Origin of the sequence: Kribbella sp. NPDC050470 (assembly GCF_044458365.1) — a bacterium.
Taxonomy (GTDB): Bacteria; Actinomycetota; Actinomycetes; order Propionibacteriales; family Kribbellaceae; genus Kribbella.
In genome coordinates this window covers 175,567-188,955 of record NZ_JBITHV010000002.1, presented here as the reverse complement: position 1 = coordinate 188,955, position 13,389 = coordinate 175,567, and the positions used below count along the sequence as shown (strand labels likewise).

9 protein-coding genes and 1 tRNA gene are annotated in these 13,389 nt (G+C 68.8%); 5 read left to right on the top strand and 5 right to left on the bottom strand.

All coding sequences use genetic code 11. From position 1 onward, the window contains the following. The first annotated feature begins 68 nt into the window (after positions 1-68). Positions 69-272 (top strand): GMC oxidoreductase, encoded by a 204-nt coding sequence (locus tag ACIBGM_RS05495; RefSeq protein WP_396384909.1) that lies wholly within the window; start codon positions 69-71, stop codon positions 270-272. 148 nt (positions 273-420) lie between these two features. On the opposite strand, the gene ACIBGM_RS05490 is transcribed toward ACIBGM_RS05495, so the two are convergent. Continuing rightward, positions 421-693: a GlsB/YeaQ/YmgE family stress response membrane protein gene (locus ACIBGM_RS05490; RefSeq protein ID WP_360519837.1), complete on the bottom strand. Its 273-nt coding sequence runs from the start codon at positions 691-693 to the stop codon at positions 421-423. A 399-nt stretch (positions 694-1,092) separates the two neighbouring features. Between ACIBGM_RS05490 and ACIBGM_RS05485 the strand changes: the two genes are divergently transcribed. Beyond that, positions 1,093-2,919: a protein kinase gene (locus ACIBGM_RS05485; RefSeq protein WP_396384574.1), complete on the top strand. Its 1,827-nt coding sequence runs from the start codon at positions 1,093-1,095 to the stop codon at positions 2,917-2,919. 719 nt (positions 2,920-3,638) lie between these two features. Here the strand turns inward: ACIBGM_RS05485 and ACIBGM_RS05480 are convergent. The 3 genes from ACIBGM_RS05480 to ACIBGM_RS05470 all read right to left on the bottom strand — a co-directional run bounded on the left by ACIBGM_RS05480 (position 3,639) and on the right by ACIBGM_RS05470 (position 5,229). Continuing rightward, entirely contained in the window at positions 3,639-4,469 is an 831-nt protein-coding gene (locus ACIBGM_RS05480) for a hypothetical protein (protein WP_396384573.1), read from the bottom strand. 149 nt (positions 4,470-4,618) lie between these two features. Further along, positions 4,619-4,930 carry a hypothetical protein gene (locus ACIBGM_RS05475; protein WP_396384572.1) on the bottom strand — a complete coding sequence of 104 codons (312 nt, stop codon included), beginning with the start codon at positions 4,928-4,930 and terminating at the stop codon, positions 4,619-4,621. Beyond that, positions 4,927-5,229 (bottom strand): hypothetical protein, encoded by a 303-nt coding sequence (locus ACIBGM_RS05470; protein ID WP_360519829.1) that lies wholly within the window; start codon positions 5,227-5,229, stop codon positions 4,927-4,929. Before ACIBGM_RS05470 ends, ACIBGM_RS05475 begins: the two co-directional genes overlap by 4 nt. Before the next feature lie 370 nt (positions 5,230-5,599). On the opposite strand from ACIBGM_RS05470, the gene ACIBGM_RS05465 reads away from it, so the two are divergent. Then, on the top strand, positions 5,600-7,681 hold the full coding sequence (locus ACIBGM_RS05465) for a hypothetical protein (protein ID WP_396384571.1): 2,082 nt from the start codon (positions 5,600-5,602) through the stop codon (positions 7,679-7,681). Between the two features lie 119 nt (positions 7,682-7,800). Here ACIBGM_RS05465 and ACIBGM_RS05460 read toward each other — a convergent pair. Continuing rightward, positions 7,801-7,874, bottom strand: a tRNA-Arg gene (locus ACIBGM_RS05460). A 147-nt stretch (positions 7,875-8,021) separates the two neighbouring features. On the opposite strand from ACIBGM_RS05460, the gene ACIBGM_RS05455 reads away from it, so the two are divergent. Both ACIBGM_RS05455 and ACIBGM_RS05450 read left to right on the top strand, forming a co-directional pair. Then, positions 8,022-9,491: a PrsW family intramembrane metalloprotease gene (locus ACIBGM_RS05455; RefSeq protein WP_360519825.1), complete on the top strand. Its 1,470-nt coding sequence runs from the start codon at positions 8,022-8,024 to the stop codon at positions 9,489-9,491. 89 nt (positions 9,492-9,580) lie between these two features. Then, the gene (locus ACIBGM_RS05450) at positions 9,581-13,387 is read left to right on the top strand and encodes an AAA family ATPase (protein ID WP_396384570.1); all 3,807 of its coding nucleotides are present in this window, start codon (positions 9,581-9,583) and stop codon (positions 13,385-13,387) included. Positions 13,388-13,389 lie beyond the last annotated feature (2 nt).

Below are 13,389 nucleotides of genomic sequence, written 5' to 3'. Positions count from 1 at the left end.
CGAACCGTACTAGCAGGGCTTGGCGCCGAGCCTCTCGCGGGACATAACTCGAGCTCAAGTTCGCGCCCCTGGGCTCGGTTTCTCATGAAGTCGGAATCCTGCGCATGGCCGGGGACGGCGGAGGCGTCGTCGACGAGAACCTGAGATTCCTTGAGTGTGACAACATCCATGCATGCGACAACTCCGTCTTTCCGACCTCGCCAGCGGCGAATCCCAGCCTCACCCTGGCTGGTCTGAGTCTGAGATTGGCCTGCCATCTCGCCGGCCGATGACCCGGAGGCCCATCGCACGCTGAACTACTGGCTGCAGGAGCTGATCGACCGATGGTTGCGCCACAGAACTCGAATGTCGTGGGAGCAGGGAGCGCGCTGGTGTGCGGCCTCAACTCGCCGTTCCCGGTGGGCTCTGCGGCTCGTTCGTTCAGCTCCGGGCGGAGGTGTTGCGGCCGGTCACGGTGGATGCGACGACGACCAGAACGGCCGCGATCGCGATAGCCACGATCCAGCGCACCCAGTCGATGCCTGCGCTTCCGTCACCGCCGAAGGCGGTGTAGACGAACCATCCGAGGATTACGCCGCCGATTCCGCACAGTACGGTGAGCCAGATCGGGATGTTGTCCTTGTTGCCGGGCGCGACGAACTTCCCGAGCAGGCCGATGATGATGCCCGCGACGATGACTCCGATGATCTCCATGTGTCCATTCCTCGTGTAGCTCGTGAGCCGCTGGGCGATGCGCCCGCAGCGATGATCCAGTGCCCAGGCGCAAACCCGTTGCCCCCGGGCTGTCGGATCCGGAGCGGGCGTTCGTAGGAGCGCTAGAGCGGCTGGCCAAAGTGACCGCCGATCAACGCCACACGGACACGCTCTCGGCCGCCGGGCACACCGTCGTCAGCACGCGAACGCGGGCATCGAGGGGCCTCCTGGGCCGCCACGGCTGTGTTGGCGTCGTGACCGCTCGAATTGCGGCAGTGTTGGGTGGGGCCGGCTGGGAACCGGGGGCGGGAAAGAGTTCGACGCCGTCGGATCGGAGTAGCCCGTGATGTTCTGCCCCGTCTGCTCGCCTGGTGCGGGCGCAGCGGTCGGGGGCTGACGATGGCCCCCGAGTACCCCCTGTTGGCTGGGCGTTACCGTTTGCTTGATCGGCTCGGGCGCGGCGGCATGGGGATCGTCTGGCGGGCGCGGGATGAGCTCCTGGGCCGGCCGGTTGCGGTGAAGGAAGTCGTTGTTCCGCCGGAGCTGCCCGAAGAAGAGCGGGAGGTGCTTCGTCGGCGGACGTTCCGCGAGGCCCAGTCGGCGGCCCGGTTGACCCATCCGAACGTCGTCACGATGTACGACGTGGTCGAGGAGGACGGTCGGCCATGGCTCGTGATGGAGCTGGTGCCGTCACGCACGCTCCGGCAAGTGATTCACGAGCGCGGGCGGTTGCCGTGGCGGGAGGTCGCCGGCATCGGCCTCGAGGTGCTGGCCGCTCTGCAGGCGGCGCGCTCGGCCGGCGTACTGCACCGAGACGTGAAGCCGAGCAATGTGCTGCTTGCCGACGACGGGCGGGTGGTGCTCACCGATTTCGGCATTGCCAGCCTCGAAGGCGACGCATCGCTGACTCGGTCCGGCGCGCTGGTCGGTTCGCCCGCTTTCATCGCTCCTGAACGGGTCCAAGCGCGCGGCGCCGTACCGGAGTCGGATCTGTGGTCGTTGGGTGCCACTCTGTACACCGCCGTGGAAGGACGGTCACCGTTCGACCGGGGCTCTGCCTTGCCGACGCTGGCCGCGGCCGTCACCGAGCCGCCCGACCCAGCTCACCACGCGGGACCCCTGTGGCCGGTCATCGAAGGCCTGTTGAGCAAGGATCCGGCCGCGCGGATGACGGCCGCCGAGGCGACCCGTCTGCTGCGCCTGGCTGTGTGGACGACGGACGTCGCGACATCCGCAGCCGATCGATCAGATGCACCAACTCCCGAGGGCCCGCCGTCGGTTGCTCAGCGGCCGTGGGAAGACTCCGATCGGGACAGCGGTCAGCGGACCCGCCTGCTGCCCATCGCGTCGTTCGCGCCGGGGGCCGATCCGCCGGCGCAGTCGGTTCGTGTCCCACTCGCCGCAGGCGACGATTCCAGTACGGGGGAGAACGACGGCCACCGGTCTCCTCCCGGGGCGGCGACTGTCGCAGGACCGCCGAATCGGATTGTCCGAATGGTCCTCCCTGCTGCTGTGGCGTGCCTCTTGGTGCTAACGGCTGTGGCGGGCTGGGCGATGATGAGGCAGGCCGGTGACCCTTCGGGGGGCCAGCCGGCGCCGGCGGCGCGGCCGACTCAGGCCAGCCAGGCGTCGCGCAGTACGTCGACCGCCCAACGCCCACCGAGCGCCTCACCGACCGCGAAGGGCACCCGAACCGCGGCACCGACAAGTGCCACACGGGCGCCGACGGCAACTCGTTCGCCATCCGTCACTCGGTCGCCTTCGACAGAGCCGTCCACCCCGGTCGCGGCCGTGCCTGCCGGGTTCGAACGTCACCGCGACCCGACCGGATTCTCCGTCGTGGTACCGGAAGGGTGGAGGTCCGAACGAGACAGCGGCCAGGTGTACTTCCGCGAACCTTCCGGATCGGGCCTGCTGATTATCGACCAGACCGATCGACCGAAGGCCGATCCCGTTGCCGACTGGCGCCAGCAGGAGGAGGCTCGCCGCAGCGGCTATACCGATTACCACCGAATTCGGATCGAAGCAGTCGACTACTTCGACAAGGCGGCGGACTGGGAATTCACCTACGCCGCACGGTCTGGGCGTCAGCACGTCCTGATTCGTGGTGTGGTCACCAGCGCGCAGCAGGCGTACGGAATCTACTGGTCCACACCCGACGACCAGTGGGAGGACAACCTGCCGGACCTGCGAACCATCTTCGAGACCTTCCAACCCGCCTCGTAAAGGGTCCGCCCTCGACCACGGCGGGCACCCAACCGATGCCAGCAGTCCGTGGCTCCAATCTGCGCGAGTACTTCTGGCTGCTCGTTACGACGTCGAGGAGTTGGAGGCGGCGGTTCTCTGGATGCTGGCCAAGGACCCAGCGCGCCGGCCGACCGCGATCCAGGTTGCCGCCGGGGTATCGCCGCCGGACGTGGACGCCCAGACCCCCAGCGTTCTACGTGTACGGCAGACTGCGCCGCGGGCTGTGCTGGCCGGGGCTGCCGCGATAGTGATTGCGGCGGTGGCGAGTGTCGGGGTTCTGCTGGGCACGAAGGGTCTCCAGGGTTCGGTGACGAACGACCTGGTTCCGGACAACGGCGCCGCGACCACGCCGGCGGTCAGTACGCCGGCTACCTCACGGCCCACGACTCCGGCGACCACCAGGCCCACGCCCGCGGAAGAGAAGACTCGATCGACCGACTCCGGACCGGAGAAACCCAAGGCCGAGAAGCGGGACGACAAGGCCGACGACCGGGAGAAGGACGACGAGTCCGGCGAGAAGAAGGACAAGTCCGGTGAGAAGGGGGACGAGTCCGGTTTGGACAAGTCCGACGGTCGAAGGACTGAAGGACAGGGCTTGTCCGACCCAGGCTCCGCGGGCGGACGCTATGCCGACGATCGGAGGGGCGTCCCCGGGCGTGCGAGACGTTCACGCCCGGGGACGATCAACTCCTGGTCGGTCAGTCAGGGGCGACGGAGGTCGTCGGGCGGCGGGGCGGGGTGTTCGGCGGGTTGCCGAAGCTGCTGGCGACGCCGGTCGGTGAGGTTCTCGTCGGCTCGCTGGGCTGCGGTTCCCACGGGCTGCGTTGGGCGTCCTCGCGCCCCCGCTGGTACGCCTCGTCGCGGGAGCGTGCGCTGGGGAAGTCATCCTCGGCCCGGTTCAGCCAGCGTTCCCAGCGGCTCTGCATCGGGCGGACCATGCCGCCACCCATACCCACTACGATCACGCCGGCGACGGTGGCGAGGACTGCGACGAGCACTGGCGTGGTCACTGCGGTCGCAACGCCGATCTGGTTGAGCGCCGCGATCACGCCGAGCGCGATCACGAAGATCTGGATCGCTTTCGCGACCAGTTGCCCGTAGCTGAGGGCGCTCAGCGCGCTGCCGACGAGGTCACGCAGTACGTTGGCGATGGCCGCGGCCACGACCACGATGACGATCGCGACGACCGCGCGGGGCAACCAGCCGACGATCGCGGCGAGCAGGTCGCTGACCGGGTTGGGCCCGAAGACCCCGAACGCGAACTGCAGTGCGATCAGCAGGACGGCGTAGTAGACCAGGGCGGCGATCAGACCGCTCGCGTCGTACTTGGACTGCTCGAGTGCCCGCCCGACACCACCGCGCTCGACCGCGCGATCGAACCCGACCCGACCGAGTACGACGTCCACGATCTTGCGCAACGCCTTGGCGATCAGCCATCCGATCAGCAGGATCACCAAGAACAGCGCGAACTTGGGCAAGAACGTGATGATCGCGCCGACCGCGTCGTTCCATGACTGGGTCAGATCCATGGGCGCTGCTTCCCTTCGATCAGCCCGGCCGATCTCCCCAGCCGATCTCGGGCAGCCTCATCCGTCCGGTCCCCAGGTACCCCAAAGCTCCGGGGAAAACGCCCGAGTTGCGGAATTCCAGGCGAGAGGACGGTGCGAGCGGTTGGTTTTCAGCTGTCCTTGTCGGGCTGTAGGTCTGGTTGGTCGGCGTGAGCCTGCAGTTGCTCCGCGAGGCGGCGACGCCACTCGTACAACTGGGCGAGCGCCTGCTGCCGGACGGCCTCGCCGACGGCGGCGCCCGCCCGGCGGAGGGTCGGACCGTGCTCAAGCCAATAGCCGCGCAACGCGCGCTCGAGCTCGACCGCGTCGGCCTCGCCGCGTCCTGCTCGACGCAGCGTGTGCCGGACGGCGCTGAGGTCGGCCTCCGCGGCGCCGTATCGTCCGAGGTCGCTGTCCTCGGACTCGTGGTTGTGGGATGTCACGTCGGCTGGATTCGTGGGGCGGCTCCGCCGCGGCCGGCGCCGAGACCCTGGAGGAGACGGATGAGGGCGTCGAGGAGGTTCTGCAGCAGGTTCCCCAGAACTCCGCCGAGATCCACACCGTCGAGCAGGCCGGCGATCGCGCACAGCAGGTTGCCGAGCAGATTGCCGGGGCCGGGGATGGCGGTGATGTCGAGGACCACTTGGTTCAGTTGCACCCGTAGACCGAGGAGGTTGAGGTCCAGGGGGCCGAGTTCGAGGTGCAGGATGGGACAGACTGCTGGTTGAGGCGGCTCGGTCATGGCCGGCCTCCGATCTCAGGATTGTGGGAGGCACCCGCCTGGCCCGTGTGCCGCGGGCCCGAGGTGAGCCCACTCACCGAGTCTCGATCCGCCCCTCTGACACACGCAAACCAATGCGCGTCGCCTTCGATGTGATCGACGAACGCCCCAAAAAGCAGGGCATCCGGCCCGCCAACGCCGCCGTTGCCCAACCACCCGCCGTACCGGATCGACGACGTCCGGGCCCATCGTCACGGGGGTGCCTCTGAGGCAGTGTCGTTCCTCCTCGTATGAGAAGGTCGGCGGTTCGATTCCGACAGGCGGCTCAGCCCAAAACTCCAGGTCATCCCTGAAGGAGCGGGGGCGGTAACGAGGTAACCGGCATGTTTCGTTGGGCTCGCGATTCCTCGGGACGCTCTCCGCCGAGCCGGGCGGCGGCTGCCCGCCGTTTCTGATTTCAAATCACCGCCTTGCTTCCCGGGGTCCGGGCGGCGACGGGCGCTTCCCCTTGTCGGGGCGTTGCGAACGGACGAAACTCAGGACTGCGACCACCCGGCCGGTGCTCGGGGCAGCTGGGCGCGCCGCGCAGAAGCGATCCATCTACCCGAGGAGCGTCATGCGCAGGATCAAGGTCGCCGCGACGGTCGCCGCGGCATTCGCAGCACTACTTCTGCCGACGCTGGCCCACGCCGCGCCGATCACCCCCGGCGGGTCGACGGAAGTCACCGTGGGCAGCAACGACCAGCTGTTCTCGCAGAACAAGCAGAACGAGCCGGGTCTGGCCGTGAACCCGGTCAACCCCGCGATCCTCGCGGCGGGGGCGAACGACAACATCGACATGGAGGCGTGTAACGCCGGCGATGACCGCACCTGCCCGTTCACCCCGGGCGTGGGCTTGTCCGGCATCCAGTTCTCGACCGACTCCGGCCGCACCTGGACGCAACCGACGTACACCGGCTTCTCGGCGCGCGTCGCCCCGTCCTGCCTCGGTGCACCCGACGTCGCGCCCGGCCAACCTCCGGCCGGCGACACCGGCTGTGTGCCCGATCCGAACGGCCCGATCGGCACCCTGCCCAACTACGACGTCAACGGCATGGTCTCCAACGGCGACCCGGAACTGGTCTTCGGTCCCGTGCCCGACGCCTCAGGAAACTTCTCCTGGGACAACGGGCAGCGGCTGTACTACGCGAACATCGCCACCAACTTCCCGGGCAACCCCGGCTTCCCCGGTGATGCGGCCATCGCGGTGTCCCGCACCGATGACGTGGCGGGCGCCATCGCCGGTGACAACGACGCCTGGATGGACCCGGTGGTCGTGACGAGGCAGAACCAGGCATTGTTCAGCGACAAGGAACAGGTCTGGGCCGACAATGCCGAGAGTAGCCCCCACTTCGGCAACGCCTACGTCTGCAACGTCGGGTTCCGAGGGGCCGCCGGAGCCGAACCCGTGCTGTTCGCTCGTTCCACCGACGGCGGCGACACATGGACGACCCGCCAACTGTCGGCTGCGACGAACAACAACCAAACCGGCGGACGGCAGGGCTGTGCCATCCGAACCGACAGCGAAGGTGTGGTCTACGTCGTATGGGTCGGCACTGACATCCGAACGCGCGAGGGCGTCTTCTTCCAGGCCCGGTCGTTTAACGGTGGCCAGAACTTCGAGCGACCCAGGGCCGTCGTCTCAGGGCTTGGCGGAATCGGGCAGTTCGACCCCGCCCAGGGCCGGTTCACCATCGACGGCATCGCGGGCGCCCGGACCAACACGTTCCCGTCGTTCGACATCGCCAATGGTGCGCCGAGCGGTGCGGACGCCACCGACCAGATCCTGCTCACCTGGTCGGACGACAGCCAGGGAACCAACCTCGAGAAGGCGTTCCTGGTGAGCTCGACCAACGGGGGCGGCACCTACTCGGCCAGGGTGGTAGTCAGCGAGGGCAGCGACCGAGCCAACTTCCCGGCGGTGGCAATCTCGCCCGACGGCACCGACGCATGGCTGGTCTACAACGCCTGGCTCGACCCGTGGCGCAACGACACGACCTCCCCACGCCGCGTGCTGGGCGTGGTCCGGCACGCCGACATCACCGGCACGGCCCACACGGTCGGCGCGTTCACAACGCTGTTGCGTGGCGCGATCGGCGACGGGCGCGCGTCCAGCGCCAATAGCCTGACCTCGGAGTTCCTCGGCGACTACAACTACGCCGTCGCCACGCGGGACTACGGCTCCGGCGTGTGGAACGACATGCGCAACGGAGCTGTCTGCCCCGCCATCAACACCTACCGTCAGGCGTTCGTCGAGGACGTCCTGGCCGGCACCACCGAACCGATTGTGGGAGACCAGAAGGAGGATCAAGACGCGGCAGCCGAACTGCCGGCCACGCACTCCACGGAGTTGCGCCCAGGACCCAACAACGACTGCCCGGCGACCTTCGGCAACTCCGACCACTTCGGCGGAACCTTCAGCGACGACTCCTGAGCCCTTCCGAGCCGTAGCCACCACAACCGACGGCCGCCCACATGGGCGGCCGTCACGGAGTGCGGTCCGCGGTGAGGTCACTTCGGTTCGTCAGGTCTCTGACCTGCGGGTTCTTGTTGCGCGCCCGGCAGGATTCGAACCTGCGACCAACGGATTAGAAGTCCGACGCTCTATCCAGCTGAGCTACGGGCGCGTGGCAGGGAAGAGTCTCTCAGATCCGGGGTGGATCGTGCGCGTGGGTTACCGGTGGGCGGGTCGAACCACAGGCTTGTCGTTCCATCCAGGTAACGCTGCGTGGGTGGTCCTGCCGTGCGGTGGGGTCCCCAACTAGGCTGCGGGCATGAGTTACCCCTCACCAGGCCCAGCCGGCGCGCCGCCACCCGCGGCGGGGTCGGCGTACTCGCCCGGCGGACCGTACCCGCAGCCGAACGTGCTCGGCAGCCACCCCGTCCCGGGGCAGCGGCGGAACCAGGGCATCCTGATCGGCATCGTGGTCGCGGTCGTCTTCGCGATCGCGGGCCTGGTGATCTTCGGCATCGTGGCCAAGTCGACCGGCGCGGGCGGCTTCACCTGGGGGCTGGTGTTCGCGTTCGTCCCCGTCATCCCGGTGATCGCGCTGTACCTCTGGCTGGACCGTTACGAACCGGAGCCGACCAAGTACGTTCTGTTCGCACTCTGCTGGGGTGCCTTCATCGCCACCCTGGTCGCAATCTTCATCAACACCGAGGTCTCGCACTGGATGGAGGAGACCGGCAGCGGCGGCAACCGCTCGGCCGTCTTCGTCGCGCCACCGGTCGAGGAGTTCGCCAAGGGGTCGGTCATCCTGCTGCTGGCGCTGGTACGGCGCAAGGAGTTCGACGGCATCATCGACGGCCTGGTCTACGCCGGCATGGTCGGCGTCGGGTTCGCCTTCACCGAGAACATCCTCTACTACGGCCGCATCTTCAGTCAGCTCTCCGAGGAGGGCGGCAGCGACGCGGGCCTGCGCGGGGTGTTCGTGCTGTTCTTCTTCCGCGGGTTCCTCTCGCCGTTCGCGCATCCACTCTTCACCTCGTTCACCGCGATCGGCATCGGCATCGCCGTACGCCATCGCAGTACCTGGGTCCGGTTCCTGGCGCCGCTCGTCGGCTACCTGGCCGCCGTACTGGCGCACGCGTTGTGGAACGCCTTCGCGAGTTGGGCGCAGGGCGCCGGCTTCTTCATGGCCTACCTGTTCCTGATGGTCCCGATCTTCATCGGCATGGTCGTCTTCGCCCTGGTGATGCGGTCCCGGGAGGGGAAGATGATCGCCTCCCGGCTCTACGACTACGTCCGGTTCGGCTGGCTGGTCGCCCAGGACGTGCCGCTGATCGCGACGCTGCGCGGGCGCAAGGCGCTGCGGCAGAACGCGAAGCGGTACGGCGCCGAGGCCGAAGCCGCCGCGAAGGCGTTCCAGCGCAACGCCACCGACCTGGCGTACCTGCGGGACAAGATCGTCCGCCAGGTGATCGGCCCGGACGCGCTGGACACCGAGAAACGGCTGCTGAACGAGCTCCGGGCCCGGCGTCCGAGCGTGCCGTTCCCGCCGATGCCGGCCTTCGCCCAGGCCACCCCGCAGTTCCAGGGCCCGGTACCGGGCGGTCCGCCGGGTCCGCCGTACCCGGGACCGGGGGCGCCGGGAGGTCCGCCACCGGGTGGTTACCCGCCTGCTCAGGCGGGGTATCCCTCGGGTCAAGCCGGTTACCCAGCGGGCCAGCCCGGTTACCCACCGGGACCCCCTGGTCAGCAAGGACCGCCGGGAGGATACGGTCCGTATCCACCATCGCAGTGACTGCCACCCGTCCACGCCGCCACACGGGATGACGATGACTTTGCTTCTGCGCTGTCCGACCGGGCACTCTGTGCTCGTGGGCGGACGCCGTGGCTGACATCAGGTCAGCAGCTGGTGAGGGTTCGGAGCCGCGGGTTCCGGACCGGGATCAGCCTGCCCAGGAGCTGGCGAACCTGATCGCCCAATCAGATGCCAAAGGCAAAGGCTTCTGGCGCCGCCGCCGCCGCAAATCCACCACCACGGAACCCGCCGCCCCCGCCGAGGCCCCTGGTACGGCGAAGCCGACCACCGAGCACCCTGACGCGCCGAACGACGCCGCCGCGCCGTCTGCAGCAGCGGAGCCGACCGCCGACGCGGACAATCCGGAGGCCGCGGCTCCCGAACTGTCTGCAGCAGCCGCGGAGGCCGCCGAGGGCAACGGGTCGACTGCCGGGACAGACGCACGCGCGGACGAGCAGGCCCCTGCCAAGGAAGCAACCAGCGAGGCCCGCGCCAACGAGCCCGCGTCCGCCGCCGAGCCCGCGTCCGCCGCTGAGCCCCGGGGCGCTGACAGCCAGGCGGCTGACGGCCAGGCCGCTCAGGACGGCCTCGCGCAGACTTCTCCGGAGCCGGCGCAGACCGAACCGGGGCAACCTGCACCCAGGCAGGCTGAGTCTGCACAAGCTGCTGCAGCTGCGGGAGCTGGGTCTCTACAAGCTGCACGTGCGGGGGCTGCGCCGCAGGCCGAGCGTCCGACTGTGGGCGTCGTCTACGAGCCTGACGAGTCTCCGGACGGATTCCCCCTCGAGTACGCCAACATCATCGTCGGCCTCCCCAAGAAGTCCACGGACGCCGAGCAGCCCGCTGAAGCGGAAGCCAAGCCCAAGTCGGCAAAGTCCAAGAAGTCAGGCAAGTCCGGCGCCAAGCAAGCCGCAACCCCAGCTGAGCCCACCCCCGACGCCTCCGACCAGACCGCCGACGCCGCGCCGTCCGAAGCCCCCGACGGCCAGCACGCACCCGACCAGTCCGCGGCTTCAGAGCGGATGGAGGATTCAGCCGAGCCCCAGGATGCCGAGCAGGCCGACGCGTCCGAGCAGCCCGACGCTTCCGAGCAGACGGAGGCTTCCGAACAGTCGGCGGCCTCGGCCGAGCAGCAGGCGTCTGAGCAGCCCGAGGCTTCCGAGCAGGTGGAGGCTGCCGAGCAGGCGGAGGACTCGGTCGAGTCGCAGGACTCCGAGGGCCCCTGCGCCTCGGATGAGCAGGCTGAGGGGGCAGCGGTTCTGGCTGAGGGGGCCGAGTCGCTCCAGGCGGAGTCTGAGCACGCAGACGGCGTTGCCGATGAGCCGACTGCCGAGCAGGCTGAGGGCGCTGGGCCGACCGAGGGTGCTGAGGCGGCTGAGGCCGCTGGGCCGACTGAGGGTGCTGAGTTGGCTGAGGGTGCTGAGGTTCCCGAGGGCGCTGCTGGGGGCTCCGGCGAGGCAGACGAGCAGTCCGATGCGGCGGAGCAGTCGGAGACAGCTGAGCAGTCGGAGGTCTCCGAGGAGTCCGGCGAGTCCGGCGAAGGATCGACCGCCAGCGCCGGTGAGGAGCCGCAGACATCCGAGCAGGCCGAGGCGTCACACGGCGAGGCGTCAGGCGAGGAGTCGGCCGCTGGCGAGTCCTCCGAGCAGTCTGAGGGGTCGGAGGGCGCGGGTGGGGCTGCCAGGGATGCCGAGGCGGCGTCTGGACAGGCCGGCGAGGCTGACGTGGCCGCGGCCGGGGTGCAGGGGGCGGCTGAGAGCGACGACGCTTCGGGCGTGCAGCCGCAGGCGTCTGGTGAGGCTGGAGCAGACGAGCAGTCGGTGGTCGCTGAGGCTCACGAAGGTGGGTCGGCTGACGAGGTGACGACCGAGGAATCCGGCGAGTCTTCCGCGAATGGGGCGTCTGGCGGGGATGAGCAGTCCGGGGATGGCGCGGCGCAGAAGGCTGGCGAGGAGGCTGCAGCTGCGGACGCAGGCGAGCAGTCGGTTGGTGAGGGTTCCGGGGATGCCTCCGGAGAACCTGCAGGCGAGGCCTCCCGGGAGTCGGCTGGCGAGGCCTCCCGGGAGTCGGCTGGCGCGGGCTCCGGGGAGTCGGCTGGCGAGGGTTCCGGGGAAGGGGCCGCGGGTGGGGAGGTTGAGGAGCCTGCGGAGGAGCTGACTGCGGAGCAGTTGGCTGAGCGGGTGGCTGCTGAGCAGGCGGCTATGGCTTTGATTACTGCGTTGATGCGGCTGCGGGGGGCTTTGGGGAGCAGTCAACTGCCTTTGGATGTGGTGGGGGCTGATGAGGCTCGCCAGCAGCAGAAGGCGATGTTGGATCAGCTGGATGACTACATCTTGCCGCGGTTGGTGCAGCTCGAGGCTCCGGTGCTTGCGGTGGTTGGTGGGTCTACTGGTGCGGGGAAGTCGACGCTGGTCAACACGATCATCGGGAAGGTGGTCAGCGAGCCGGGGGTGCTGCGGCCGACTACTCGGTCGCCTGTTCTGATTCATCACCCGGCTGACGCGGACTGGTTCGTTGGGGACCGGGTGTTGCCGGGGATGGCGCGGTCCAGCGGGGACAAGCCGGGTGGGATGGAGGATCCGGGGCAGCTGCGGTTGGTTGCCGCTGACACCGTTCCGCGGGGGCTCGCGATCCTGGATGCGCCGGACATCGACTCCGTTGTCGAGGCGAACCGGGACCTGGCGACCCAGCTGCTCGCGGCGGCCGACCTCTGGTTGTTCGTCACCACGGCGGCGCGGTACGCGGACGTCGTGCCGTGGGAGTTCCTGCAGAGTGCGTCGGACCGCAGTACGGCGGTCGCGGTCGTGCTGGACCGGGCGCCGGAAGACACCATCGACGACATCACCGGGCACCTCGCCCAGATGCTGCTCGAGCGCGGGCTCGGCGACTCGCCGCTGTTCTCGATCAAGGAAACGGTTGTCGACGGCAACGGCATGCTGCCGGCGGCCGAGACGGTTGCCTCGATCAAGGACTGGCTGATCGACCTGGCCGCCGACCAGGAGGCGCGGTCGGCTGTCGTCCGCCGTACCCTGCACGGCGCCGTCACCGCGATGGTGAAGAAGACGCCGCCGTTCGCGGCCGCGGTCCGGGCGCAGGCGGAGACAGCGATCGAGCTGCGGTCCACGGCGGAAACGGCGTACGACCGGGCGGTCAAGGACATCGCGAAGGCGACGCAGGACGGCACGCTGCTGCGCGGCGAGGTGCTGGCCCGTTGGCAGGAGTTCGTCGGGACTGGCGAGCTGCTGAAGGGCCTGCAGACCAACGTCGGTCGGATGCGCGACAAGATGAAGAACGCGGTCGTCGGCAAGCCGCCACCGACCCGCGACCTGAACGATGCGGTCGAGTCCGGCCTGGAGTCGTTGCTGCGCGAGCACGCCGAGGCAGCCGCCGAGCGGGCCGAGGAGTCGTGGCAGTCCACCGCGCCGGGCCGTCAGTTGCTGGCAGCCGGAGACCGCGACCTCGGCCGGATGTCAAAGGACTTCCCGGGAGCGGCTGGTCGCGCGGTCCGTGAGTGGCAGGGCTTCGTGCTTGATCTGGTCCGCAAGGAGGGCGCTGACAAGCGCTCGACCGCCCGCATCCTCGCGTACGGCGTGAACGGCCTCGGCCTCTCGCTGATGATCGTGATCTTCGCCAGTACGGCGGGCATCACTGGAGCCGAGGTGGGTGTCGGCGCCGGAACCGCCGTGGTCGGGCAGAAGTTGCTGGAGGCCGTTTTCGGCGATCAGGCCGTTCGGACCCTGGTCGCTAAGGCACGGGAGGATCTTGACGGTAGGGTTCATGCCTTGATGGATGCCGAATTCGCCCGCTATCTGGCTGTCCTCGACCAGCATCCGGTCGATCCCGAAGCAGCCAGGCAACTGACGGAGGCCGCGCGCGCGGTGGAGGACTGCACGTGACG